General features: G+C 46.5%; 19 protein-coding genes and 2 pseudogenes. 9 read left to right on the top strand and 12 right to left on the bottom strand.

Features of this window, described 5'->3' with window-relative positions; all coding sequences use genetic code 11:
• Positions 1–33: 33 nt before the first annotated feature.
• The 3 genes from PHU49_00865 to PHU49_00855 form a co-directional block, all read right to left on the bottom strand.
• Positions 34–1,074, bottom strand: coding sequence for a TAXI family TRAP transporter solute-binding subunit (locus PHU49_00865; GenBank protein ID MDD5242541.1), 1,041 nt, complete (start codon positions 1,072–1,074; stop codon positions 34–36).
• Positions 1,075–1,210: 136 nt separating this feature from the next.
• On the bottom strand, positions 1,211–2,206 hold the full coding sequence (locus PHU49_00860; protein ID MDD5242540.1) for an amidohydrolase family protein: 996 nt from the start codon (positions 2,204–2,206) through the stop codon (positions 1,211–1,213).
• A gap of 69 nt (positions 2,207–2,275) precedes the next feature.
• Complete coding sequence (locus tag PHU49_00855; GenBank protein ID MDD5242539.1) at positions 2,276–3,289, bottom strand: class II aldolase/adducin family protein; 1,014 nt, start codon at positions 3,287–3,289, stop codon at positions 2,276–2,278.
• Positions 3,290–3,571: 282 nt separating this feature from the next.
• Here PHU49_00855 and PHU49_00850 point away from each other — a divergent pair, with 282 nt between their 5' ends.
• Positions 3,572–5,491 (top strand): sigma 54-interacting transcriptional regulator, encoded by a 1,920-nt coding sequence (locus tag PHU49_00850; protein MDD5242538.1) that lies wholly within the window; start codon positions 3,572–3,574, stop codon positions 5,489–5,491.
• A 52-nt stretch (positions 5,492–5,543) separates the two neighbouring features.
• Here the strand turns inward: PHU49_00850 and PHU49_00845 are convergent.
• Both PHU49_00845 and PHU49_00840 read right to left on the bottom strand, forming a co-directional pair.
• Positions 5,544–5,696, bottom strand: a pseudogene (locus PHU49_00845) (transposase).
• A gap of 182 nt (positions 5,697–5,878) precedes the next feature.
• Positions 5,879–6,886 carry an IS1182 family transposase gene (locus tag PHU49_00840; protein ID MDD5242537.1) on the bottom strand — a complete coding sequence of 336 codons (1,008 nt, stop codon included), beginning with the start codon at positions 6,884–6,886 and terminating at the stop codon, positions 5,879–5,881.
• Positions 6,887–7,354: 468 nt separating this feature from the next.
• Here PHU49_00840 and PHU49_00835 point away from each other — a divergent pair, with 468 nt between their 5' ends.
• Positions 7,355–9,505, top strand: coding sequence for an acetate--CoA ligase family protein (locus PHU49_00835; protein ID MDD5242536.1), 2,151 nt, complete (start codon positions 7,355–7,357; stop codon positions 9,503–9,505).
• A gap of 100 nt (positions 9,506–9,605) precedes the next feature.
• Here the strand turns inward: PHU49_00835 and PHU49_00830 are convergent.
• A pseudogene (locus tag PHU49_00830) lies at positions 9,606–10,161 on the bottom strand (integrase core domain-containing protein).
• 269 nt (positions 10,162–10,430) lie between these two features.
• On the opposite strand from PHU49_00830, the gene PHU49_00825 reads away from it, so the two are divergent.
• The gene (locus PHU49_00825) at positions 10,431–10,622 is read left to right on the top strand and encodes a hypothetical protein (GenBank protein ID MDD5242535.1); all 192 of its coding nucleotides are present in this window, start codon (positions 10,431–10,433) and stop codon (positions 10,620–10,622) included.
• Between the two features lie 6 nt (positions 10,623–10,628).
• On the opposite strand, the gene PHU49_00820 is transcribed toward PHU49_00825, so the two are convergent.
• The 3 genes from PHU49_00820 to PHU49_00810 all read right to left on the bottom strand — a co-directional run bounded on the left by PHU49_00820 (position 10,629) and on the right by PHU49_00810 (position 14,512).
• Positions 10,629–11,725, bottom strand: a protein-coding gene (locus tag PHU49_00820; GenBank protein ID MDD5242534.1) for an IS3 family transposase whose coding sequence is annotated in 2 segments (ribosomal slippage) — positions 10,629–11,467 and positions 11,467–11,725 — 1,098 coding nt in all. Because the reading frame shifts where the segments join, the coding sequence is not laid out codon by codon here.
• Between the two features lie 62 nt (positions 11,726–11,787).
• Positions 11,788–12,378 carry a UbiX family flavin prenyltransferase gene (locus PHU49_00815; protein ID MDD5242533.1) on the bottom strand — a complete coding sequence of 197 codons (591 nt, stop codon included), beginning with the start codon at positions 12,376–12,378 and terminating at the stop codon, positions 11,788–11,790.
• Between the two features lie 202 nt (positions 12,379–12,580).
• The gene (locus tag PHU49_00810) at positions 12,581–14,512 is read right to left on the bottom strand and encodes a sigma 54-interacting transcriptional regulator (GenBank protein ID MDD5242532.1); all 1,932 of its coding nucleotides are present in this window, start codon (positions 14,510–14,512) and stop codon (positions 12,581–12,583) included.
• Between the two features lie 425 nt (positions 14,513–14,937).
• Between PHU49_00810 and PHU49_00805 the strand changes: the two genes are divergently transcribed.
• The 6 genes from PHU49_00805 to PHU49_00780 all read left to right on the top strand — a co-directional run bounded on the left by PHU49_00805 (position 14,938) and on the right by PHU49_00780 (position 23,415).
• Positions 14,938–16,455, top strand: coding sequence for a UbiD family decarboxylase (locus PHU49_00805; protein ID MDD5242531.1), 1,518 nt, complete (start codon positions 14,938–14,940; stop codon positions 16,453–16,455).
• A 189-nt stretch (positions 16,456–16,644) separates the two neighbouring features.
• Positions 16,645–18,789, top strand: coding sequence for an acetate--CoA ligase family protein (locus tag PHU49_00800; GenBank protein ID MDD5242530.1), 2,145 nt, complete (start codon positions 16,645–16,647; stop codon positions 18,787–18,789).
• Between the two features lie 42 nt (positions 18,790–18,831).
• Positions 18,832–19,119 (top strand): DUF3795 domain-containing protein, encoded by a 288-nt coding sequence (locus PHU49_00795; GenBank protein ID MDD5242529.1) that lies wholly within the window; start codon positions 18,832–18,834, stop codon positions 19,117–19,119.
• A gap of 87 nt (positions 19,120–19,206) precedes the next feature.
• On the top strand, positions 19,207–20,214 hold the full coding sequence (locus PHU49_00790; protein ID MDD5242528.1) for a TAXI family TRAP transporter solute-binding subunit: 1,008 nt from the start codon (positions 19,207–19,209) through the stop codon (positions 20,212–20,214).
• A 19-nt stretch (positions 20,215–20,233) separates the two neighbouring features.
• Positions 20,234–22,189 carry a TRAP transporter fused permease subunit gene (locus PHU49_00785; protein MDD5242527.1) on the top strand — a complete coding sequence of 652 codons (1,956 nt, stop codon included), beginning with the start codon at positions 20,234–20,236 and terminating at the stop codon, positions 22,187–22,189.
• Positions 22,190–22,197: 8 nt separating this feature from the next.
• Positions 22,198–23,415: an MFS transporter gene (locus tag PHU49_00780; protein MDD5242526.1), complete on the top strand. Its 1,218-nt coding sequence runs from the start codon at positions 22,198–22,200 to the stop codon at positions 23,413–23,415.
• A 720-nt stretch (positions 23,416–24,135) separates the two neighbouring features.
• Here PHU49_00780 and PHU49_00775 read toward each other — a convergent pair.
• From PHU49_00775 to PHU49_00765, 3 genes are all read right to left on the bottom strand, one after another.
• Positions 24,136–24,792, bottom strand: coding sequence for a MarC family protein (locus PHU49_00775; GenBank protein ID MDD5242525.1), 657 nt, complete (start codon positions 24,790–24,792; stop codon positions 24,136–24,138).
• Positions 24,793–24,836: 44 nt separating this feature from the next.
• Entirely contained in the window at positions 24,837–25,013 is a 177-nt protein-coding gene (locus PHU49_00770) for a hypothetical protein (protein ID MDD5242524.1), read from the bottom strand.
• A gap of 173 nt (positions 25,014–25,186) precedes the next feature.
• Positions 25,187–26,620: FAD-binding protein (locus PHU49_00765; protein ID MDD5242523.1), on the bottom strand; the 1,434-nt coding region annotated here is incomplete at its 5' end.

Below are 26,620 nucleotides of genomic sequence, written 5' to 3'. Positions count from 1 at the left end.
TCGTCACCTCCTCTACCAAAGAGTTGTTTTCCGTCACGGTGCACCTATCTTCACTTTCATCTCTTTGAAGAATCTGAGCGCTCCCGGATGGACCTCCGCTTCCGAATCAACCGGAAGATTGGACAACTCATCCCTGGTCGGGCTTGTTCCTGCCGGGAGGTACTGCTTAAACTTGTCAACATTCTGATACATAAGTTTTACAAATTCGTATATAGTATCTGCATCTGCCTCCACGCCAGTAAAATAGGTGCGAGCAAGCATCTGGTGTACAGTAATCTCGGTCGTTTGGTTCGGCGTGTAGGTCAGAGGTTTTATCGTAACCGCCCGAAAGGGCCAGCCTGCTGCATGGACCTTGGGGAAGAGATCCGCGGGCATGCCAAAGACATAGATTTTATCCTGTTTGGTCCAAAGGGAGGTAAATCCCGGGGCAACTCTCTTCGAGAAGGAAACAACAATGATGGCATCGACCCTCCTGTCCTGTAGGGCCTCCGCTGCCTTCGAGAAACCGAGCCATTTGATGTTGATTTTTCCGGTCATGTCCGCTGCCTTAAGAAACTCCCGGAGGCGCACTGACGCAGAGGAACCCATGTCCGGTCCACCCAGAGTTTTCCCTTCAAGGTCGTATATACTCTTGATCGATGGGTTCATTGTGGCAAAAAACATTTCTCCTGTCCCAAAGGAGCAGACTGCCCTCAAGTTCTTGTATTTCTTCGTGAACCAGGGTTTCATCCCCAAAACTGCAGCATAGTAGCCCGCATCACCTACGTTCATGATAGTCCTTCGTTTCTTCTCTAAGGAGAGTTTGTCGTAAGTCACTATGTTATCGGTACCCCCAATGCCCTCAACGGTCATAATTTTAAGCCAGGGATGGTTTAGCTTGTTGACAATCTTCTCTACAGCGCTGCCGAGGATGTAGTCGCTTGATCCGAACTTCGCAGACATCAGAGTTAACGTCACCTTTTTCTCAGGAGATGCAACCGCCGATGTTTGAACACCACAGATCATGACACATACTAGTGCTACAGCTAATGCTGCAGCAAAAACTGTTACCTCTTTGTTCCTTTCTCTCTTCATGAAAAACCTCCTTAGTATTTGGCTATTGCCCGCTCGAGACTCCGCCTTTTTTTAAAGCACTGCCAATGCATCCATCGGGCCTTCGCCCTTACTGCCGCCTGTCCCCACAATGAGCGGGGGGATAACCTGCCATCTTTCATATTGGCAAACGAAAAATTCTTCGTGCGTTCCCCTCGAAGATCAGCTTCTTCTCCGCTTCGGTGATATCGAGCCGCTCTATGCACTCAATCTGTTCCCGCACGAGCCTGAAGCCGAGTTGACTGTCAAAAGGCGTGTCAGTACCAAAGAGCACGTGCTCCGGTCCGAAAAAGGCAAGACCACACGCAGTTCCTGCCAAGCTCCCGTTGATCGCCGTATCGGCATAGAACATCTTCAGGTAGTCCACCGGCGACCTCAGGAGTCCCTTCTTGATATTCCCCGGATAGCGCATCTCAAGCATATCATATGCGTCCCTGATACGTTCCTCAAAGTAAGGGGCCATGCCTCCGAGATGGTGGGTCATGAACTTGATCCCGGGAAACTTGTCAAGCACCCCGCTAAAGGCAAGCCTCGTCATTGCTGCCGTTGTTTCAAAAGGCCAGCCGAATATCGACCAGATACCATACTTCGAGTCTTTCTCGCCAGGATAGTCTGCCTGTGTTGAACCGCGTACGGGGTGGATCAGAAGGGGTAGATCGTATGCTGCCATCTTCTCGTACATCGGGAAGAATTCGGGTGAGTCGAGGGGCTTCCCGTTAATGGACGAGAATATCTGTACCCCTCTGAACTTGAGGTTGTTGATTGCCCGGTCGATCTCTTTAAGCGTCGCTTCCATGTCATTGAGCGGCAGGGTTGCCACCGCAGCAACAAAGCGATCCGGATATTTATATATCAGCTCAGCCATCTCGTCGTTGGCACGGCGTGCAAGGTCCACTGCCTCGGCAGGACCGGCCACATCCTCGATGGGCGGAGTAACGAGGCTCAGCACCTGAACGCAGTCATATTTATCGAGCAACCTGAACCTGACCTCATAGTCAAAGGTCCCCACATTGGCCTCAAGCTGTTTTTTGACCCAGGTCTTGACGTTGGGAGAACTATAGAGTGCTTCTTTGAACTTGACTGGCAGGATATGTGCGTAACTGTCTATCTTCACTTCTCTACCCCCTTTATTTCATTGGTTGTCCTTCAAGGGATAACCATAATTCTTATACAATAGCGATTCTTACTTATCCCAGAAGATGCCGGCTTTGCGTCCTTTATCTATGTAGTACTTCCATGTCTTCTTTGTGCTGAAGGGCTGGAACGTGTTTTCTGCCGCTCTCTTGATCTCTTCCTCGGCCATGGGTATCGGTGTCCCCATAATATAGGAATCAACGAGAAGCTTCGCATTCTCTTCCATATAAAAGGCTGAGGTCACAACTGCTTCTATCGTAGCCTCACCCAGCACTGCGCCGTGTCCTCTCAGGACTATGGCCCTTTCCTTGCCGAGGGATTTTACCATCTTGTTCGCAGCTTCCGTGGTCCCGATCTTTTCTGAGTCAGGATAGACAGGAACCTTCGTGCCAAAAATGGTCCCGTGCCCACATACCGGAATAAGGTCTTTCCCGATGATACTGGGGATGATGATATAGTGCGGGTGGATGTGAATCACCGCGTTCACATCCTCGCGAGCGCGGTAAACTGCCGCGTGGATAGCCGTTTCGTCCGGGACTTCCGATTTCTCGTTGAGCTGTTTGCCATCAAGCGTAACCTCACACAGGTCAGATGGCTTCACCTCTCCCCTTGCCTGGTTATAACTATGGATAAAAAAGGTTTTTCCTCCCGGAATACGCGCACTGATATGACCCGAAAAAGCCACGAGACCTTCCATGTTGAGGATACGGACGGCGCGTGCAATCTTGTCTTTCACGAGTTCCGTCTCACTTTTCAGGTCAGGATTTACCTTGATTACGCCAGCCTCGTTTTTACCTCCCGGCCTGTATGTCAGCCAGACTCTGTCGCCTTTCCTCATATCCTTAAAGCTAATCAATTTGTCCCCCTGGAAGACCTCAGTCCGTTTAGCCCTCATTTTAGAAACAATAGTCTGCCCGCTGTCTGTTTTTATGGTAACAGCCTTACCACCACCCTCTACCTTTGTAATCTCCCCTGTGGCAACCTTAACATCAGCCATTGCAGGGGTTACTCCTGATGCCAGCACCAGAATAAGCAGCACACTTAAAATAATCCTGTGTCTCATACTGCAATTCCTCATTACGATTACCTCCCCCTTTTTTTATTTATATAAGAAGATTATTTGCAATAACCATACCAAGACTCAAATAATCTTACAATAAGAGGTGGCTAATAATATGAAATATAAAGAAATCCTACCCAATCTCAAGTTATAAAAATCAATTAGCGGGCAACCACTAGGTAAGACGATTAAGTTTCTTTTTGGGAACATATGTTACCTAAAAGAAACTTGCACTGCTATTCCCGATATGTTAAAAATGGTTAACAATAATTTTTTGGAGAACTCATGACTTTAAAAATCTGTTTTGTCTCCCCATATACAGAATTGACACGAATACTTGAAGGAATTTTTTCTGGACTACCTGACCCTCCAAGGATTACGGAGGGGGCGTATGGAGTTGCTGAAGGCATAGTCCGGATGTCCCTGCAGGATGGCTATGAGGTGTTTGTCACCACGGAAAAAAATGCGCGCTTTCTCCGAACCAGATTTAGTCTACCTTTTGTCGACATCCCGTTCACGGCATTTGACGCTGTCTATGCACTACACCAAGCTAAGAAACGTTACGGTTATCCGATTGCACTTTTCGAGTTTCATTCTAATAATCCTTACGTCACCGCATTCCAGGACATAATTGGGTGTGAGATTAGAGAATTTATTATCAATGATCAGACTGACGCTGCAAACAAGCTACTCAAGGCGAAGCGGGAAGGATGTAAGGTAGCCGTCACCGGCGGACTCACTGCAGAGACAGCCCGTAAGGTTGGTGTTCCCTGTGTTCCCCTTTTTCCTCGAATTGAAGCAATCAAACAGGCCCATGAACAGGCCAAACAGATCCTTGAGGAACGTCGCGAAAAACAGTCCGAGGCAGTTAGATTTCATTATATTACACAGTATTCAGAGGCTGGCGTTATTATGGTTGATACTGACCACCGGGTTACCGTATTCAATTCTTCTGCGGAGAAAATTTTCGGTTTTCCTGCAAAGCGTGCGCTTGGCAAACCGTTGCAAGATCTGGTTCCCTCTGGTCCTCTTGCCCGTCCAACATATGGAGACCGCGATCGCGTAGAAGAGCTCCAGGTAATCGGTAAAAACCACGTGCTGATTAGCAGAATACCAATAATTGACCGCGAGGAGTTTGTCGGGACTGTTTTCACTGTACGTCCTGTAGACAAAGAACGAAGCAGGGAATTAAAGGTAGGTCAACCACAGGCCAGTGGACTTATGGCCAAGTCTACTTTCGCAGATATCATTTCATCAAACAATTCTATAATGATTGAAGTAATTGAGAAAGCCCGCCGCATTGCCGCAACGGATGAGACCGTGCTTATCACGGGGGAAACGGGTACAGGAAAAGAGCTTTTCGCGCAAGGCATCCACAACGCAAGTTCCAGGAAAGATAACGCATTTGTCGCAGTCAACTGCGCAGCTATACCACCCTCTCTTATCGAAAGCGAACTCTTCGGCTACGCAGAAGGCGCCTTTACGGGTGCCAGGCGGGGTGGACGTCAGGGTATGTTCGAGCTCGCCAAGGGCGGAACCATATTTCTCGATGAAATAGGTGAATTGCCGAAGGACGCTCAAAGTCATTTACTCAGGGTAATTCAGGAAAAGGAAATTATGCGGGTTGGCGATAACAAAGTAATAAGGGTCGACACGCGGGTAATCGGCGCTACCAACCAGTTACTAGAGGAGGCAACAGAAAGGGGTCTGTTCAGAAGCGACCTGTATTATCGGCTCAATGTACTTCAATTGGAACTTCCGCCCCTAAAAGAACATAGCGAGGATATACCGTTTCTTATTCACGCCTTTCTTAATCAATTTGGCAACGATCCTATACGGACAGCCCAGATTGAAGATGCTCTTCAGGAATACCAGGAAATCTTCTTACATCATTCTTGGCGTGGAAACATACGTGAACTCCAAAATATAGTAAGGCGATTGCTAGCAATAGTAGAAACAAAGGACAAGACCTCCCTATCCAATCAGGTGGGCAACGTCATCAATGAAGGATTGAAGCAAGCTAACACCTCGTCTTCTGAGCTATGCCCACCACAGGACATGAATATCAAAAATTTGATCTCCCATCTTGAAGAATATTTTATCAAACAACAGTCTGAGGCCTTCAAAGGCAATAAGACCATGCTTGCAAAAAAATTGGGAATCTGTCGAACCACCCTGTGGCGGAAACAAAACAATCGACGATAGAAGTACCACACATCATTGGAAGATCTATGTAGCATGTTTTGTGAGTTGTAGTTCATGTCGCTGTGTGAGCTGTCTTCCACCTGTATAATTTCAGAAGGTTATGAGAGGCACAGACAAGCTGCCATTCCACCCTGACGTTTTCCAGCCCCTGAAGGAGAAAGCGGTGGAACCCCCGCTCCTCTTTTATCTGCCCGAAGACAGGTTCTGCCGTTTCCATTTCCGGTACAGGGAATCGGCGATCCGGTACTTTTTGAGTCCTTCTTTCAGCGTTGCATGACGTTCCATGTACTTTACTTCTGTTCCGAGGTTAAGGACCTTCTCGGTGGCTTCTCTTTTTCTTCCATGCCTGTATCTCCTTTATGATAACGACTCACTAAAAAAAACAGGTCATATCCTGACGGGAGGAATAAGCGCCTCTATGGTGTGCCGTTGCAAAAAGGAGATATTGTCTTCGCTGAAGTACCCCGCGTCGGCAGAGAGCCACTTCGGGAGACGTCCCAGATTGTGCTGCATCAGACCGGTCATGGGCTCTATCTGTTTCCTGTCATTGGTCTGTCCGGTCGCATCGGCGGCGATGATTATCTGCGATGCGGTATCCACCGCACACTGGGCGTTGTATCCCTGAACGAACTCCTTCGTGGCGGAGTCCTTCATTATTCTGCTTTCCGGATCGGTGAAGTTGATCTGGTCTTTGGGATCGGGGTCTTTGCCCTTTTCTTTCCGGACACGCTTCTCAAGGGCGGCCTTCGCCTCTTTGATCTTCTTAAGCCTTGTTTCCCTGAAGGCGAACTCTTCGGGGATCTCATCGCCTTTTTTGCCCTTGCCGTAGAGCGCGTCCTCCAGGGCATCGGCCTTATCGGCTTTCGCAAGAAGCCTTTCTATCTCCCGTTCCAGTTCCTTCTCGCGCTGCATCATGCGGCCGTAGCTCATGGCCTTGTGCTTCGATGCATTGGCCTTCATCTTTGTCCCGTCAAGACTGATGTGTCCCGCCTTTACCAGCCCGGCTTCCCGGCAGAGCAGCAGTATCTGAAGGAAAAAATCTTTCAAGGCAGGAAGGTGGGTATTCCGGAACGAAGAGATCGTGTCGTGATCCGGGTGATGTCCTGCGGCGAGGATCCGGAAGGCAATATCTTCATGTGTTCTTTTTTCTATCTTACGCGAAGAAGGGATGCCGATACAGTACGCATAGAAAAGAAGTGAAACCATCATGGCAGGGTGATAGGGAGGCTGACCCCGTTCATCACTTCCGTACGCATCCTTGATCTTTGACAGATCGAGGACCTTCACCACATCGGCGACAAAATAGACAAGGTGGTTTGCGGGAAGCCACTCCCGGAGAGATGGAGGCGGGAGGAATGTCTGGTCAAGATCATACGGCTTATAGGATTTACCCATTGGTACGCACCGGCAGGTTGATGTTCCTTATTATAATGCGAATTGAGGAGTATTGGAAAGAGGAATATTCCGACAGGCTCCTAGAGATAGAAAAATTTAAATGAAAAAAAAGTTTATTTTAGGGGACAATTGTTACCATATGGGAACATACAGCTTTTTTTACACTTATATCTATCTCAAAGATAACTGTTGATTATTATTGCTATTAACTTGCTTTTTTACATATATCATCCCAAGCGGCATGATTCTTGCTGTTAAACAATACATGAACCAGCAATGATTGACATGAAAAGAGATGCAAGGGGGTAATTAATGCATGAGAATTGTTAGTTATAACATAATTCTTCTATTAAAATTCACAAATGCTCTGTACAAATCCCCAAACATCAAGAACTTGATTAAGAAACAGTTTGATGTAAATTTAGATACATTCTCAGCAGGACAAATCATTATGACAAGGGGGAGTCTGTGAAACCGATTGAATATCCTGATCTAGAAGTATTATTTCGCCCAAAGTCGATCGCGATTGTAGGAGCCACTGAAGACCCAGGCAGGGTGGCTGGGCTTCCACTCAAATATGCGCTCGATCATGGATATCAGGGGCGGCTCTATCCAGTTAACCGTAGCAGGGATACGGTCCGCGGTCTGAAGTGCTACCCGACTGTTAAAGATATTCCCGATCCCGTAGACGTAGCCATGGTCGTTGTGCCTTCACACACCGTACCAGAAATTATAGAGGAATGTGCGGCAAAAGAGATAAAGGCAGTAGTAATAGGTGTATCTGGCTTCGCGGAACTTGACGAGAAAGGTCGTAAGCTTCAGGAACGGATAGTTGATACTGCAAAAAGAAGCGGCATGAGAATTTGCGGCCCAAATACAAACGGCATACTTAATGTACACGAGCACATATCTCTTGGTTACTCCTTCGCCCAAGAGGTGGTCATACCAGGCAGGCTCGGCTATGTGACACAATCAGGCGCATTGCTCTCCGCTTCAGTGCCTCGGTTTTCTCAGCGGGGCGTAGGAATGAGTTTTTTTGCTGGCGCAGGAAACCAAGCGGATCTTGAGGTGATGGACTATGTACGTTACTTACTCGATGACCCAAATACCGATGTTATCGCTACATATGTCGAGGGATTTAATGACCCTCGCAAATTCCCCGATGTAGCCGATATTGCCCTAGAACGGCAAAAACCTCTCGTAATGCTCAAGGTTGGCCGATCAGAGCTCGCGGCAAAAGCCGCACAGAGCCATACGGGCTCTCTTGCCAGTTCAGATATAGTGATTGACGCAATCTGCAAGCAGAAAGGTGTCACGAGAGTGGATGACTTCAATGAATTAATCGCTGTTTCATCGGTTTTTCTCAAATGCAAACCTCCAAAAGGTAACAGGGTTGGCGTCATCACAAGTTCCGGTGGTGCAATCGGGATGATTGCAGATCAGGCACAAGGCAGCGGGTTAGTCTTTGCAGACGTTAGCCAAAAAACAAAAGAACAGGCCTCACAACTTTTACCTTGGTATGGCGAATTCAAGAGCCCCTTTGACATTGCTGCAGCTGGGTCTAAAGCGACACAGGACTTCAATCTTGCTAAAGCGTCCGTTCAATTTGTACTTGAGGATGATAATACGGATATCCTTCTTGCAGTCATTACCCCTATGGATCGTAGAGGCACACACAATTATCTGCAAGCGATCGTAGAGGCATCAACGATTTCCACAAAACCAATTATCCTCTTTAACCCCATGGCAGATTTTAGAGAGGGGGAGGCGGAGATTATCAAACAGGGATCAATACCGGTCCTCAGTGATAGTGCAGAATGCGTAAAGGCGATCGACGCTTTGATAAAGTTCGGACAGGCGTTAAATTTCCGAGATACCAAGCAACAAGCTGTGCGTTCTTCGCGGGCTCAATCAATTTCAGAAGGATTGAGGAAGTCAAATAAGAAAATTTTAAGCGAACATGAGGCCAAAGAGTTGCTGGCGCAATACGAAATCCCCGTTACAAAAGAAAAGTTGGCAGTCTCTGAGGATGAGGCGGTACGAGTCGCAGCGCTTATTGGTTATCCAGTTGTACTCAAGGTAGACTCCCGAGATATTCCCCACAAGACAGAGGTAGGCGGTGTTAGACTCAACATTGCAGACGAGCCAAGTCTCCGACAAAGCTACAGCGACATTTTGTCCTCTGTCAGCAATCATGCACCAAACGCTAGCATTTCGGGAGTACTTGTGCAAGAAATGGTTTCTGAGGGACGCGAAGTGATTGTCGGAATTTCGAAAGATCCTCAGTTCGGCCCGATTATCATGTTTGGTCTGGGTGGTGTCTTCGTCGAAGTATTGAAGGATGTGGCAATCAGGAGAGTCCCATTATCTCGATTTGACGCAGAGGAGATGGTCAGGGAAATCAAGGGTAACGCATTACTAGGTGCTTTCAGGGGAAGTCCCGAGGCTGATATCGACGCCATTGTTGATGTCCTCCTGAAGATGTCACAACTTGCCGTAGATTTAGGTGATTATATAACGGAAATCGAAATCAACCCATTGATAGTGTTTGAAAAAGGAAATGGAGTAAAGGCAGTTGATGCTCTTGCAGTATTAAACGAAAACATGCGAGGCGTATAATAAGGAATATCATGGCAAATGCTTTTAATACCAATTATACTTTTGATTACTTTAAAGGAGGTCTGTATTAGTCAACACGTTTTCTGACATCCCTCATCTTTCATGCCGTCTTCTGATACCTGATCATCTTCTCCCTCGTCATGGGCAATGTATCCAGAAAGGTCTGCATGGGAGTCTTCTCGAAGCAGTACCTGCCGGAGTAGGTGCGGTTTTCGTTGTGCTCCCTCAGCCACTCATCGAGATTTTCCTGGAGCTCTTCAACACTGGTAGAACTCATTGAGCACCGTTCTTTGGAACCTCTCGCATATACCGTTGGTCTGGGGCGATTTTGTTTCGGTCTTTGTATACTCGATCCCCTCCATGGTCAGATAGAGTTCATATTTATGGTATTTTCTGTTGCCGCAGTATTCAGATCCCCTGTCGGTAAGCAAACGGAGGAGAGGAATATGGTGCTCTTCAAAAAAGGGAAGCGCCCGGTCGCTTAAAAGATCAGCGGCGGCGAGAGCGTTCTTTCTGTCATAAAGCTTGGCCATGCTTACCTTACTGTAGGTATCAATGAAGGCCTGCTGATAGATCCTTCCCACTCCCTTCAGGTTTCCGATATAGAAGGTATCCTGGGTGCCGAGATAGCCCGGATGCCCTGTTTCCATCTCTCCGTTGTCAACACCTTTTTGTTTTGTCCACTTTTCAGAGGTTTCATGATGCGGTCCTGTTGCCGTCGAAGATCTCAAAAACTATGGGCAACCCTTCTCTCGTTGCCACAATACCGATGGTGACCTGGGGACAGTCGGGACGGCTGTCCCTGCTGTATCCCCTCTCTTTGCCTAGGGATTGCCCTTTGCGTTCCCTTCAAAGTAGGTAGAGGTGATATCGTAGAAGAGAAAATCGAAGGTAAGAAGAAGAGTTTGCCGTATCGCTTCTGGAGATGTCTGCACAGATCGTCTTTGTGGGGCCGAAGGGCATCGAGGGCGCGATAAAGCCGGTCGTCATTTATCTTATCGCCGGGGATGCCGAGAAGAAGAGCCGGTCAAGTCTTTTCAGACAGCATCCGGCATTTTTTAAGTGGTTCACTGCTTCCATTCATACCGCATCCCTGATCCTTGGCAATGTACAATAGTACACCTCAGTACACCTCGTCAGGCGTTCTGTCGTTAAGCCCCTGGTGGGGCCGCCGGGTATTATACCGATCGAAGAATTTTTCAAGCTCCTTTTTCGCATGGGTAATCGATTCATATGCCTTTAAATATACCTCTTCATATTTTACTGTTTTCCATAGCCTCTCTATGAATATGTTGTCCCTCCAGCGATTGCGCCCGTCCATGCTGATACGGATGTTGTTGTGTATGAGAATATCGGTAAATGCGTCAGAGGTGAACTGGCTTCCCTGGTCGGTATTGAATATATCGGGTTTGCCATATTTCATCAATGCTTCCTCCAGCACTTCCATACAAAATGAGGTATCCAGCGTATTTGACACCCTCCACGACAACACCTTCCTGCTTGCCCAGTCCATTATAGCGACGAGGTAGCAAAATCCCTTTTCCATGGGAACATAGGTTATATCCGAGCACCAAACCTGATTGGCCTCCGTTATGTCAAGCCCACGAAGGAGATAGGGATAGACCGTATGACCAGGCTGGGGTTTTGAAAGACGGGGCTTCTTGTAGATGGCCTCGATGCCCATCTTTCTCATAAAGGTACGGACATGTATCCTGCCTATTGTGTAGCCCCTCCTTTTCGGAATGCTTTTTATTCCCCTGGAACCGAGATAAGGCTCTTCCAGGTGGATCTCGTCGATACAACGCATGATCTCCCTGTCGCTGTCGCTTACCGGGACAGGGATGTAGCAGATGCCTGACCGGGAGAGGTTCAGTATTGTGCACTGTCTTGTAATAGGCAACGTATGCTCCTTGTCGATCATTTCTTTGCGCTCGGCCCGTCTATGCGCCCGAGTGCGACTGATAAAAAATCGTTCTCCATGGCAAGCTGCCCTATTTTGGCGTGGAGTTCCTTGATATCAGGTTCTTTCTGAGATGATTTCCCTTTGTCGAATACTTCAGGGGCCTTTTCCAAAAGGACCTTCTTCCATTCGGCGATCTGGTTCGGGTGTACCTGGAAACGCTCTGATAACTTCACCAACGTCTGCTCTCCCTTGATTGCTTCCAATGCTACCTTTGCCTTGAATACTGCTCCATGGTTCCTTCGTGGTCTTTTTGTCATTTGGCTACTCCTTTCTGTTGGTTATTATAGAGCAGCATTACCACTTATGTCACCGTCTGAATTTATTGTACCAGCTCTACCTTCAATTCCTCATTTTCCGTCCCCCATCTGGTGAAAAGTTTAGCATCTATTGAAAAGAGATCAAGCGCCTTGCCAATAGTCTGATCAACGATGTCCATGATTGTTTCCGGCAGGTGGTAGAAGGCGGGGATCGGAGGCATTATAATACCTCCGATCCTTGTCACCTTTAACATGAGTTCAAGGTGACCTTCGTGGAGGGGGGTCTCTCTCACAAGCAACACGAGCCTTCTTCTTTCTTTGAGGGTTACATCTGCAGCCCTTACAACAAGGTTGCTGTTGTAGGAATTTGCTATCGCAGAGAGTGTTTTTATAGAACAGGGGGCTACTACCATACCGTCTATCGGGAAAGACCCGCTTGCTATAGAGGCACCGACATCTTCAAAATCGTATACATACGATGCCATAGACTCAAGATCGGACCGTGTATATTTTGTCTCTATCGATAGATTATTTATACCGGACTTTGTGATGACCAGGTGGGTCTCTACCTCCAATTTAGAGAGCACCTCCAACATCCTCACGCCATATTGAATACCTGAAGCCCCTGATATAGCCACAATGATCTTTTTCATGAAACTCCTCCTCTTCATTGCAAATCGTATGTTAATCTGTTAACCACGTAACAAGTTCATGGTTAATGAAATTAAAGAAATATTTTGCAAGAACAATGCCATAATTTTCTTAATGTTTTGTACAGGATGCTTGTTTTGAACGAACGATACAATAATGTGTGGCGTGATTATAGTTATCGGAAATGTTTCTGCTAACGTGGTATTACTGTTTTAATCCAAGCTTGTTCAGTTTACGCCACAGGGTTGTTCTACCTACACCTAATTGCCTGGCCAGCTCAGATTTATTATAATTCACCTGTTCATAAAGACGGGCTATTAAAGCAGACTCTGTATTTTCTAAGACGTCTTTGAGACCGATGGAAGAGGGTTGCTGCATCTCTGTATTCTTTTCAGGATATATCTTCAGTATTTCACTAAGCATATCCCTTACAATCCCTTCAATAGAGCCATCCGTTTTTGTTTCGCAAAGTACAGATATTCTTTTAACAAGATTCTGGAGTTCCCTGATGTTGCCAGGCCATGAATAATCTGTCAAAACCTGCTGGTACTTATTCAAGATTAACTTTATAATCATTCGGGTTTCTGTATTTGTGCAGGATTGATGTAAGAAAGAGTCTGACAGCGGTAATATATCTTCAGGACGCTCACGCAAAGGAGGGATCCTCAACTGCAGAACATTCAAGCGATAATAAAGGTCAGACCGGAATCGCCCATTTCTTACAGCATCTTCAAGCTGCTGGTTTGTAGCGGCAATGACTCTCACGTCTACGGGGATAACCTTGATATCTCCGACGCGCCTGACCTGTTTTTCCTGAAGTACACGAAGCAGCCTTAACTGAGCATCCTGTGGAAGTTCGCCAATTTCATCAAGAAATATGGTCCCCCCATGGGCGAGTTCAAAGAGCCCTTTTTTGCCCCCTTGTTTTGCCCCCGTAAAAGAACCCTCGGCATACCCAAAGAGCTCGCTTTCTAAAAGTGTTGGTGGAATAGCGGCGCAATTGACCCCAACAAAAGGGTGGCCCCTGAAGGGGCTCTCATTATGGATGCTTTGAGCAAATATTTCTTTTCCAGTACCTGTTTCGCCTGTGATAAGGATAGTTTCTTTTGAATTGGCAAAACGTTTTGCATGATTAATAATCCCACGTATCGTGTCGCTTATTGTAATGATATCATCAAAGGTCATTGTTGCCGCGAAGTCATTGTTATGGGTGGTTCTACGAACCTTTTCCTCAAGGGATTCTATTCTTTTTACCTCCTGCAGGGTGAATATAGCCTCAGTGAGTTCCTTGTGATCGTAAATGGGAACAGCATTTATGATGATATTTTTTTGAGAGAAGGTCTTTACCTGATCAAGTTGTGCCACGCCATTCTCGATAACCGGGGGGAGTATGTTTTCCGGTAATACGTCATACAAAGTGTTGCCGATTGCCTTCTGTGCCGGTATGCCTAATATGTGTTCTGCGGCGGGGTTGAAAACAGTTATCTTATTCTCTTTGTCAATCACAATAATACCATCGAAAGAATACTCAACAACACATCTGAAAACCACCGCTTTGTGTCTTTCGGTATGACGGGCCAGCACTACCTGCTGCGCTTGGTCGTACGAATATAAAACAGCCTCTTTTTTGGGGATTAATAACACCCTTTCACAACCCACCTGCTGCGCCATAGCGTGAACCAGCCCTCCGCCCACAATAACCTTGAACCCTTCCTTTTTTGCTTGTATCAATTTATCGCGGGCGTCGTCTTCATTTTGGAATACAAACTCCTGAATATCGCAATTGATGATCTCCTCGAAAGTCGGTAAAAGGGGGTTATGATAGAGAAACTGGAAAAGGGCAATCGGGTGACCATGTTGGGTACTTGCCTCTTTCAGTGCACATATGGTATCGAAGGCTGTGAAGGGGATAACGACAATGGGCATACTGAGTCTGGTTCTAAGGTACCGGGCATTGTTTTCTGTGGTAACAAAGACTTCAATACCCTGTTCCAAGGAAGTGTACGATACTATTTCGGCAGCAGCATTGGCTGCTTCGATGACAAGCGGTGGCTTCGGGGTCTCAATAAAGCATTGGCGAATCAAGGAGGTAAGGGCGGGATATGGCGAGATGTAACAAATTTCAGCGTTTTGCATTCTCGGTCACCTCCTCGACCCCAGGTTTAAGGTTACTATTTGGAAGGTGTTTAATGTTGTTCCATATATGGAATATAGAGTTCCATTATTGAAACAACACTATGTTTATATCATAATCCGTAGCACAAATAAAAATTTTTGTAAATAAAAGAATTCGTGTCTGTCCATCTGAACCATAGAGTACTGTTGAGGGCGGCAGGGTACGTGAGTGTTCGATAATATCTGAAACAGGATGGACAGAGCTTCAAACCATAGTCATAACATGCGGGTATTTTTGTATGTTGAAGGACGTCCACGGGGCGAGGTCATTAGATGAATTGGAAGGAGTTGATAGGGAACAACTCTATACCGCTAATGGAGTTTGGCATGCGTCTTGCTTTCTATGGGACTAAAATGTCAGTAATTAAAAAATTTAGGAGGTTTTTATGGGTGAAAAGAAACATTTAGCGGACATGCGGTCAACAATTGAGTACCTGCAAAAAGAAGGGGAGCTGCTGGTGGCCAAGGAGCCTACCGATCCGATACTGGAAATGGCCGGTATCCAGGTAGCGTTAGAAGAGGGGCCAGCAATTTTTTACGAGAAAGTTAAAGGTTACCCTCATATGCGGGCCGTAGGGAATATTTTTGCAAGAAGAGACCGGATTGCAAAGCTTTTTGGTGTGGATGACTGGAAACAGTTCAAATGGAAATGCCTCGAAGCCCTGAGGAAACCATTACCCCCGAAACTGGTGGACAAAGCACCGTGCCAGGATGTGGTTATGACCGGTAAAGACATCGATATACTCAGCTTCCTGCCTGTTTTGAAGCACACAGCAAGAGATGGCGCCAGGGTAATGGGTAGCGGCAATGTTCTGATATGTGACCAATGGGCACGTGGAGGCAAAGAATTCTCATATAAAAGGATGCATTTCAGAGGCAAGGATTGGGGTTCGATCACATCCAGTCCAGCAACACACACAGAAGCAATCGTGTTCATGGATCACCGTGGAAAAGATATACCGATGACCATCAATATCTGCAATCCTCCGGCAGCCATGATGATAGCCGCAGCCGGTGGTGTTCACAGTGTAGTTCCACTTGGAACGGATGAACTTGCAATTGCAGGGGCGATGCAGGGCTTCCCGGTGGATATCGTCAAAGCCAAAACAGTTGATGCCTATGCTGTCGCCAACGCAGAGATCGTCATTGAGGGTTACTGGACAAAAGAGACAATCTGGGAAACAGAGGAAGCGGAAAAAGACGGCAGGCAGGACGTTGTGCCATTCTTCCCGGAGTGGACCGGATATCTCGGCAAAACATGGAAGAGCCGGAAGTTCCAGATTACTGCCATCACTCATCGGAAAGACCCCATATTCTACAACCAGCTTGCGGCTTCTTATGACGGCGAATTCAATGCCTTTGATCTGAGGGAAGCAATGTTCTATGAGTTGGCCGACAGGCTTGTTCCCGGTATGGTTATTGACACGCACTGCCCCTTTGCACTGAGATTCTGGGGTGGTGTAATATACCAGGTCAAGAAGAGGAGACCGAGGGATGAGGGTTACCAGCGCAATATCCTTATTAATACCCTTGGTGCCTGTCCCGGTATACGTCTTGTTATTGCCGTTGATGAAGATGTTGATATTTACTCCATGGATGATGTCATGTGGGCAATTATGAGCCGTGCGGAGCCTGCTGTTGATTTCCTGAGAGGTGCAACCGGTTCAAGAGGTGTTGCAGCCCAACCGGGTGAAGAGGCAACGCGACTTGATATTGGAGGTTTTGGAGGAGGTTTGGGCATAGACGCCACAGTCCATTTCATGGAAAAATGGCGTTACGAAAGGGCACATTATCCTTCCGATATGGTAGATCTAAAAAAGTGGTTTTCAGACAAAGAGATAAAGGCATCCTTGGCACAGCAAGGTGACTATGCGAGGTCTATGGCAAGATTTGGTTGGGGTTAAGAGTTATTGCATAGCATACATCGTTAGAGGAATGCGGTATTATTCAATAACTGCATTCCTCTAACGGAAATGATAAACATGTTCATATGCGAATTCTGCAGGAGGCTATCTTGAAGACATAATTGTTTGGCAAAAATTTTGATTATAAAATATTAAAACGTAAAGAGGGGTATGAGGAGGCGTGCAACCATGGCAAAACAAATTGAATATCCTAATTTGGAACCGCTTTTCAGGCCAAAATCAATAGCCGTAATAGGAGCTACCGAGGATCCCCGTAGAGTTGCAGGTTTGCCGCTGAAATTTGCCATTGAGCACAATTACAAAGGGAAGCTTTTCCCTGTAAATAATAACCGTGAATCTGTCCTTGGGCTCAAGTGTTACCCTAGTATCCTCGATATTCCTGAGGAGGTCGATGCTGCTATGATAGTGGTACCGGCTGCTGTAGTCCCTGATGTGATCGAACAGTGCGCACAAAAAGGTGTTAAAGCGGCTGTAATCGGTGTTTCAGGATTCGCAGAACTTGACGAAGAGGGCAAAAAGAGACACGATCGGATAATAGAGACGACAAAGAAGAGCGGGATGAGGATTTGTGGACCCAATACAAACGGATTGCTGAATGTGCACGAAGGAATCTCCCTGGGTTACTCCTACGCCCAAGAAGTTGTTATCCCGGGGAGATTAGGCTACGTCACGCAGTCGGGCGCTTTGCTCAGCGCTACTGTCCCGCGTTTTGCTAAAAAAGGGATTGGCATGAGCTATTTTGTTGGGGCAGGAAACCAGGCAGACCTAGAAGTTTTCGATTACGTACGATATTTAATCGATGATCCCAATACGGATGTCATCGCTGTCTATGTTGAAGGTTTCAAGAACCCGCAAAAATTCATTGATGTTGCCGGCCTTGCCATAGAGAAGAGAAAACCAATAGTGATGTTAAAAGTGGGGCGCTCTGAACTGGCAGTGAGTGCCGCAAAAAGCCACACGGGGTCATTGGCAGGTTCAGACCCGATCGTTGACGCAATTTGCAAACAAAAAGGTGTTGCCAGAGTGGATGATTTTGATGAATTGATTGCAGTGTCATCGGTTTTTCTCAAATGCAAACTACCGAAAGGCAATAGGGTTGGGATAATATCGAGTTCGGGCGGGGCAATTGGTCTGGTGGCTGATCGTGCCATGGGATCAAGGATCAGCTTCACTGATGTATCTGCAAAAACAAAACAACAGGCATTAGCTGTTTTACCGTGGTATGGAGAGTTTAAAAGTCCCTTTGACATTGCAGCGGCAGGATCGAAAGCAACGCAGGATGTAGAGCTTGCCAGAAAAGCAGTGGATTTTATTCTGTTCGATGAAAATGTTGATATATTACTTGCCATAATAACGCCAATGGAAAGACGGGGAACTCAAAATTACATACAGGCAATAGTTGATGCATCAAAATCGAGCAGCAAACCGGTAATCCTTTTCGCCCCTATGGGAGGCTTACGCGAGGAGGAGGAAAAAATCTTCTATGAAGGCAATGTGCCTATGTTGACCGACAGCGCCGAATGCGTGATAGCATTAGATGCTATGCTTGAATTTGCAGAGGCAGTTAGACGACAAAAAGACGCTGAGGAATTGCCTGATATTAATAGCCATGTTGACAAAGAAAAGATAAAAAAGGAACTTTTCGACAAAAAGAACAAAACCCTCTCCGAACATGAGAGTAAACAGCTGCTGTCATACTACGGTATACCAGTCGTCGAAGAAGCAATAGCGGTCTCCCCTGATGAAGCCATTAAAATAGCGGAAAAAATAGGATACCCGGTTGTTTTAAAGATAGATTCCCCGGATATTGCACATAAAACCGAAGCAGATGCTGTTCGTCTTGGCATTACAAACAGGGATGAACTGGTACATGCATTTCATGAAGTGGAGAATAATGCAAGAAAATACGCTCCACATGCATCGATAAAAGGTGTGTCGATCCAGAAAATGATCAAGGATGCGAGGGAGGTTATTGTCGGGTTGTCCTATGACCCTCAATTCGGTTCTGTTGTTATGTTTGGTCTTGGAGGGGTGTTTGTTGAGGTTCTCAAGGACGTTTCACTACGAGTTGTACCATTGACAAGGGCTGATGCAGAAGAAATGGTCAAAGAGATTAAGGGGCACAGATTGCTTGAATCTTTTAGGAGCAAATCCGCAGCAGATATTGAGGGTATTATTGATGTGCTGTTAAAACTTTCCCTGTTGGCTGCAGATTTAGGCGATGTTATTTCCGAAATAGATATTAATCCGCTGATGGTAATGGATAAGGGAGAAGGTGTTATTTCTGCTGATGCCCTGGTTGTTTTGAAATAAGTGCTGTAGGAAAATAGGTTATCAGTAGAAACAGGGGAAAAAATGAGCACCGCGGCCTGTGGAATAAATTGTGATGTATGTAAGCTCAAAACATCTTGTGGAGGATGCGTCTCAGGTGTTGATCCAAAGGCTCAGGAAAGATCATTAGAACTTAAAGAAATGCTTGGCGCTCTTTGTCCTGCACTTGACTGTGCCATAAAGAGGGGCCAGGATTACTGTCTGAGATGTGACGACTTTCCTTCATGCAAAAGACTCTATAAATGGGAAATCCCTTACAGCAGGGTTCTTCTTGATCTTCTCAAAGATTTCAAGGAAAAAAGTGGACTATAGGGACTATAGGGAAAATACTTAGAGAAAAAAATATGTAAGAAACATAAAGTGTATGCACAACAAAAACAAAAAAGGGGGTATTGGATTATGTTACGTAAAACAAAGATTTTGTTAATCATTGTCTGTGTAATGGCTGCAGTAACGCTATCGCTCTATGCAGATGCAGCAGAAAAGATTACCCGGTTGCTCATCGGATCAACTTCAACGACTTCCAGTTTTTATTCATACAATGTAGGAGCTGCAAAGGCAATCAATAGGCTTGCCCCTGGAATCAATGCCACCGTTGTCGCTACACAAGCGTCCGTCGATAACATCGAAAGAATTCGCAAGGGGCAGCTCGACATGGGACTTACCGGTGACAACGCGGTGTATGAGGCATATAATGGTTTAAAAAGATGGCAAGGGAAGCCTAACCCTGAATTCCGCTGGATATGGGGATATATAATGCAACCCGTTACCATCATAGTCCGCAAGGACAGTGGCATTAAATCAATATATGACCTTAACGGAAAATTATTTCATGCAGGTAATACAGGGTCTTCCACTGAACAGATGGTAACAGGTGCTTTTGAAGTTCTTGGGATTAAACCGCAATATTACAAAGGCGCGTGGAGTGATTCAGGCATGGCAATCATGGATAACCGCATTGTCGGACTTGCCAAAAATGCTTCCTCTGTGGATACTCCTGATGCATTGATCCTGGAAATACAGACAAAGATACCCATAACGGTCCTTGCCTTTTCAGAAGATAATATGAAAAAGATAAAAGCAAAGTATCCCTACTATCTTGATTTGCACCTTCAACCAAATATCTACAAAGGTCAGACCTCAGAGGTGTATTGTATCGGACAAGCAACGGGGACTATCACAACGAAAGATGTGATGTCTAATGAAGTTGCGTATAAAGTGATTAAGGCAATAGTGGAAGGCATCGAGGACCAAGCGGCGGCTTTTCCAGCCGTAAAGGGGAAAAACCTTTGTGAGATGACCCTACAAACGGCCCCTATTCCGCTTCATGCAGGAAGCGTAAAATATCTCAAGGAGAAAGGGTACAAGGTTCCGGCTAAATTAATTCCACCGGAATACAAAGATTAAATAAAGTAGGATCAGACATATGGAAAAATCTAACCAGATTGATTACCTCAAAGACCAAAGTGTGGAGCATGAAAGGGTTCCAAGGAGACTGACCGGAATACCAGCGAAAATTGTTACATTCACTGCAATTGCCTTTTCATTCTTTCACCTGTATACCAGTGGTTTTGGTTTATTGCCGAACATACAGCAGAGGGCTTTTCATCTTGGGTTTGTTGTTGTTCTGGCTGTCCTTCTTTTCCCTACACGTAAAGGGAAAATAGATCAACCGGTTCGAATAATAGACTGGGCAATAATGTCTTTGGGGGTAATTTTAACACTCTACACAGTCCTGAGTTATGACAGGATAAGTATGGGTGTTGACTCGGTAATAACGTGGGACCTGATATGTGGTGCACTGTACATACTGATTATTCTGGAGGTTTCAAGAAGGTCCTTGGGATTGGTTTTTCCGATCATGACGTGTCTTTTTTTGTTATATGCTTATTTCGGGTCGTATGTCCCAGGTCAATGGGGACATAGAGGGTTCGGCGTTGCGCACCTGCTTGAGGAATTATACATGACAACAACGGGCATCTGGGGTGTTGTTGTCCATATCTCTGCTACAATAATCGCAATTTTTGTTGTCTTCGGGGCCTTTCTTATGTCAACGGGTGCAGGAGATACGGTAGTTAATCTTGCTCTCAGAACAACAGGAAGAATGCAGGGGGGACCCGCAAAGGTTGCGATAGTTGCGAGCGGTCTGTTTGGGATGGTCAATGGTAACGGGCCTGCAAATGTTGCAGCTACAGGTGTTTTTACTATACCGCTGATGAAACGGCTCGGATATAGAAAAGAATTTGCCGGTGCTGTCGAGGCCACCGCATCCTCTGGTGGACAGCTCATGCCGCCTATTATGGGTGCGAGCGCCTTTATCATGTCAGAGTTGGTTGGGATACCATATATCAAGATTGCCATAATCGGCATTATCCCGGCACTGTTATATTTTCTGGGTGTCTGGATGGGTGTTCATTTTGAGACCAAAAGAACCGGCGACATTAAAACATTTGATGAGAATCTGCCAAGTTATCGGCAGATACTGGCTTTCTCAAAAAGCCTGCCGCTTTTCATACCCATCATTATCCTTGTTTATCTCCTGATAGAAGGATATACGCCCTCGATAGCAGCATTCTGGTCAACAATCGCAACCACAACCCTCTATGCAGCTTTTCACATTCGTTCCGCAGCAGACATCAAAAAGGTATGGAGCATATGTGTTGAGGCCATGGGAGCTGCCGGAAAGGGCATTGTGGCTATTGGTGCTGTTTCTGCCGCTGCACAGATTGTCGTTGCCATTATTGATATAACCGGGTTTGGCGTAAAGCTATCTGAAATGGTAATGCGACTGGGACAACATACACTTTTGAGCGCTCTATTTTTTACTATGATTGTTACAATAATACTTGGTATGGGTTTGCCTACAGTAGCTGCGTATGTCATAGCCGCTGCGGTAACAGCTCCAATCCTCGTTGGTCTTGGTATCCCACCTTTATCCGCTCATATGTTTGTATTTTATTATACAGTTTACTCGGCGCTTACTCCGCCGGTCTGTACTTCTGTATACGTTGGGGCAGGTATTGCTGGGGCTAACTGGCTTAAAACAGCTTCTATCGCCATGCGTCTTGGTATAGGAGGCTTGGTTGTCCCTTTTGCCTTTATTTATGGCCCGGGTCTTCTCTTGGGCGGGAAATTGCATGAGATTGTTCTTAATGTTGCTACCGCAACAATCGGGATCATCTGCCTGGCGGCCGCCGGAATCGGATATTTTTATTCAAAAATGAATGTAATACAAAGGATAATACTATTTTGTGCGGGGCTGTCTCTTGTCGACCCAAATATCTATACCGATGTTGCCGGATCTCTCGTAGCCTTAGGTATATACCTCTATCAGAGATTCAGAGCAAGAAAGAGCGAACGATTCGGCTACCAGAGTCCCTGAAAAATGGGATGAACGAGCAATACAAATGGATTATTGTTCTCTTGCTCTGGCTTGGGCATGTTGCGTTTCATTTAAGTTATACCGGCATAGGGGCCTTAGCCCCATTTATTAAGTCTAATTTCAGCCTGACATCTACCCAGGTAGGGTTTCTGGCCAGTACGGTTTCTATTGGTTCAATCCTGACTCAGATTCCCACGGGTTTCCTTTCTGATGTGATAGGTTTGAAAACTATCTTTTTCGTGGGCGTGTTCTCAATCGGTCTTTCGGTTTTAGCGGCTTCTTTGTCAAATAGTTATTTTATCTTGATTATCACCCTTTTGTGTCTGGGTCTTGGTGGTGGTTTTACCCAATCACCTTCGAGTAAAGCAGTTATGTACTGGTTCCCCCTGAAAGGAAGGGCAACAGCTATGGGCGTAAAGCAAACCGGAGTGAACGCGGGAGGGATGCTGGCGTGTTTTCTCCTGCCACCGATTGCAACATATTACTCTTGGCGCTGTGCATATGTTGTATCGGGCCTTTTATGTCTGATCATCGCCGGATTCATATTCTTCTTATACAGAGAACATCCATCTTTTCATCCCGTAAAAATAGCGGATTCAAAATCTATTTTCAGAAATACCTTCAAGATATTCTCTTCTAAAGACATGATTCTCATTACGCTTATAGGAATCTTCTTCATGGTAAGCCAGCATTCCTTTATCACCCATGCAATCCTATACTTTACAAAGAAACTGAACTATACTGTTGGTTTCGCAGGAGTTATCGCTGCCCTGAGTCTTGGTTCGGGGGCAATGGCGCGAATTGGATGGGGAATATTCAGTGACTACCTGATGAAAGGGAGAAGAAAATCAATACTCATCTTCCTGAGTATCATGGGCATCGCGTCAACTGGAGCGATAGGTCTCCTTGACCCCTCATATCCAATCTGGCTTGTACTGCTCTCAATCATCTTGTTTGGCTTCTCTTGCATAGGATGGAATGCGGTATGGCTAACAACCATCGGGGAGCTTTCCGGAAAAGAACTGGTGGGAATGGCAACGGGTATATGTGTAACCGCTTCGTATACGGGTATGATGCTGGGCCCCTTGGTCTTTGGTTATATCGTTGATTCGACAGGGTCCTATACATCTGCATGGATGTTCCTGGTTATGTGCTCGGGGATTGTCCTTCTTATGAGTATATTGCTTGGTAAACAGGATGTGGAAGGAAACCCGCTGAATCCATAATGATTACACACTGGATGCCCGAGAGGGGCAGTATTTACCGTGAAGGTTATAATGTTTATAGATTATAACAATATTTCTTCTAGGAGTGATAGTGTTTCCATGTGGTCCTTGCCTACAAAATACATATAGCCCAGCCATAATCCCGCCGGTTCGTCTTGTAGTTCTGAAAGGGCTTGAAGGCTCTCTTAGCCGCCATGAACCGTCATGTGATTCGCGACTTCGGGACCTGACCCTTATGTTTTCTTATGCTCGTACTTACTGAGGACAGGGTGTCCAACCGCAGGCGCAATTCTTTTTATCAATATTAACAGTAGGAAAACAGGCACTGCAAACGTTTTCGCCGCACTCTTTCGGGAATTGTTCTTTACATTTCCTGTCCCACTCACACTGCAGATCATGAGAATACTTCTGGTCATGACAGTGCCACGGGGTGCACCCTTCTAAAAATTTGTAACACGTAGGCACACTAAGATGTCCGACATACTTCATATCCGGCTTGGTACAGCAATCAACCCAATCGGGACAGTCGGCATGGACCATTAAAGAAGGGCAAAAAGCCATTATACTTAAAGCAATAAACATCATAGCCGATCGAAGCATCTTTCGTTCACCCCTTTTTTATCAAAAATAGCCCTCGCAGTAATAATTGCCGCCCTTTCCTGATTTGTCATTCTTTCCATTCCTGCGGTGACCGATATCGTATATGTGCGAAATAGCTTTTCACTTCGCCAGGATACCGTACTGCCCGATGGCCTCAACAAGTCCGTGGAATATGAGCCCCATACCCATAGTGGAGACAAAAAACCCTACGATACGCGTCGCAGCATCTATCCCCAGCGGACCAATCCGGCCGAGAATCTTCTTTGCGTAGACCAGGAACAGGTATGTAACGAACATTGTCGCCACAATTGCTGCAAAGATGGCAAGCAAAGAGGCAACACCGGACCCTGACAGTTTGACCATTGTTGACATGCCGATGACCGTGGCCAGACCACCGGGGCCAAACATGAGGGGCATGGCAAGAGGAACGAAGGCTATATCTCCACCCTGTTTTGAGTTGACACCGCCCTCATCAGATCCTGCTCCGCCCGATGATGGAAGGAAAAGACTGAATCCGATGCGCATGAGTATGATGCCCCCGACGATGCGGACCATGCTGAGCGGCACCCCGAATATCTTCAACACAAGCCTGCCGAAGACTAAAAAGAAAAGCATCATGACGACCGCATAGAGACAGGACCGGAGGGCAACACGACGGTGTGCCTGCTGGTCTTGACCATTCAATAGTTTGAGATAGACGGGCAGAGCCTCCAGAGGATTGGTGACTGCCAGGAGTGTCGTGAAGGTCCCGATAAACAGTGTCAGTTCCAGACCCATTGTGTTTCTCCTATACAGATGGTAATCAATCGACCATGATCATTTCATGGTTTTGACGGTATCGTTGACGCTCCGCCTTCACTTCCGGTCTGGCCGGTCGGTTGGATGGAGTCGTCAAGGGTCAGTACATAGATGCCAATTGCCGCAAGCATCAGGGCAATGACCAGCCACGTCCGCCAGTCCTTGTGCAGCCTCTTCTTGTTTCGGGTTTCATTCTTCATATCTATATACCACCTCTCTCAAAATGGTCCGGTCGATCCTGCCTTTCAACTGCGATATGAATAACACAAGAAAAGTAAACTATCAATACGGAACAATAATCTTAATGGTTAATCCGAGACCGGACGAGCGCCTTTAAGGCAGGCAGCTAAGCAGCATTCGGGCCGATAATCATTTATCCGACGTCCCTGAAACTCAACGTGAATGAATTGTTCTCTGTATCATATTTCAGGCAGGAGTTTTTCTTCCAGTTCGCATTGTCCTCACCGGGAAAATCGCTCCGCAGAAAGCTGCCCCTGCTCTCTTTCCTTCCGAGGCTTGCCGCCAGGATCGCCTGCACGGTAAAGGCGGCACTATCCAGGTCGAGCTTCAGCCTTCTTTCCCGGGTGGTCTGCGGCAATATTTCCCCCAGCCTTCCCCGCATCACGGCAATCTTTTCAAGTCCCTCTTTCAGACCGGCTTCAGACCTCACGACGCCGGCATGGCTCCAGGCGATCTCCCTTATCTCCTTACGGAGGGCACGCAGATCACCTCTGCCGGCGGGTATATCGCTCCGCGCAGTGTCCGACTCCTTCATGGGAGGCACGTCATTCCCCACAGCATATTTTGCCGCGTTCCTGCCGGCGATAGTCCCGAAGACCACACATTCCATTAACGCATTGCCTCCGCGCCTGTTGGCGCCATGAAGTCCGGATACAACTTCACCGCAGGCAAAAAGGCCCGGCAGATCCGTTTCCCCTTTTTCGTCTGTCCTCACGCCTCCCATGAAAAAGTGGGCAGCCGGAGAAACAGCGACAGGCTTCGCTGAGAAATCATGCTTCATCTTAGCGAGAAGGCTTAAGGGATGCTCCTTCCACAGATGAGGCGGAACTTTTCTGAAGTCCATCCAGACGGGTCCCGACTGCAGTTCACGGAAAAGGACAGCGGAAAATTCATCCCTTTTTTTCAAGACAGCATCATTTATATTTCCGAGGTTATATTTCCCGACGACGTTCTCTCCCGCACCGTTAGTCAGCTCTGTTTCACTGTTGTATGGCGGAAAGACGATCGTGGAAGGCAGGTGAGGGTCGGAAAAGACAAGCGGATAATACTGGACAAACTCCATGTCCCACAGGGCAAGCCCTGCCTGTGCGGCAAGCAGGTATCCCTGCCCCATGATATCCTTCTGGTTGTCATTTTTCAGATAGATTGCCCCTGCGCCGCCTGTAGCAAGGATTACTGCGTCAGCGGAGATCCTTGTCTCTTTCCCTGTTTTATCAAAACCTCTTATGCCGCTTGCATGGGCTTTGTCCTTTACGATCTCCGTCACATAAAACCCTGTTACGCTCTGAACGTTGTCAAGGGCTTCCACAGCCTCCCGAATCCTTTTAACAAGGGTCACACCGGGGATGACCTCCGGATCGGGCGATTTTATGGAATACGTACTTACCCCTTCCACAAGATGAAGTCCGATGGAGCGGAGAAAGGAAATGGCGTTTCGTGCTTCTGCCGCGGTAATCTCTACCATAGGCCCCCTGTTAATCCCTCTCCCTATATCAATTGTGTCGGCAATATATTCCTTCTCGCCGTATGAACCGGTAGGGCCCGCAATGACACCGTTCGCCATGGC

The sequence above is a fragment of the Syntrophorhabdaceae bacterium genome, from assembly GCA_028713955.1.
Classification (GTDB): Bacteria; Desulfobacterota; Syntrophorhabdia; order Syntrophorhabdales; family Syntrophorhabdaceae; genus UBA5609.
The sequence above is the reverse complement of the archived record's forward strand: the minus strand, read 5'-3'. Positions and strand labels throughout refer to the sequence as shown.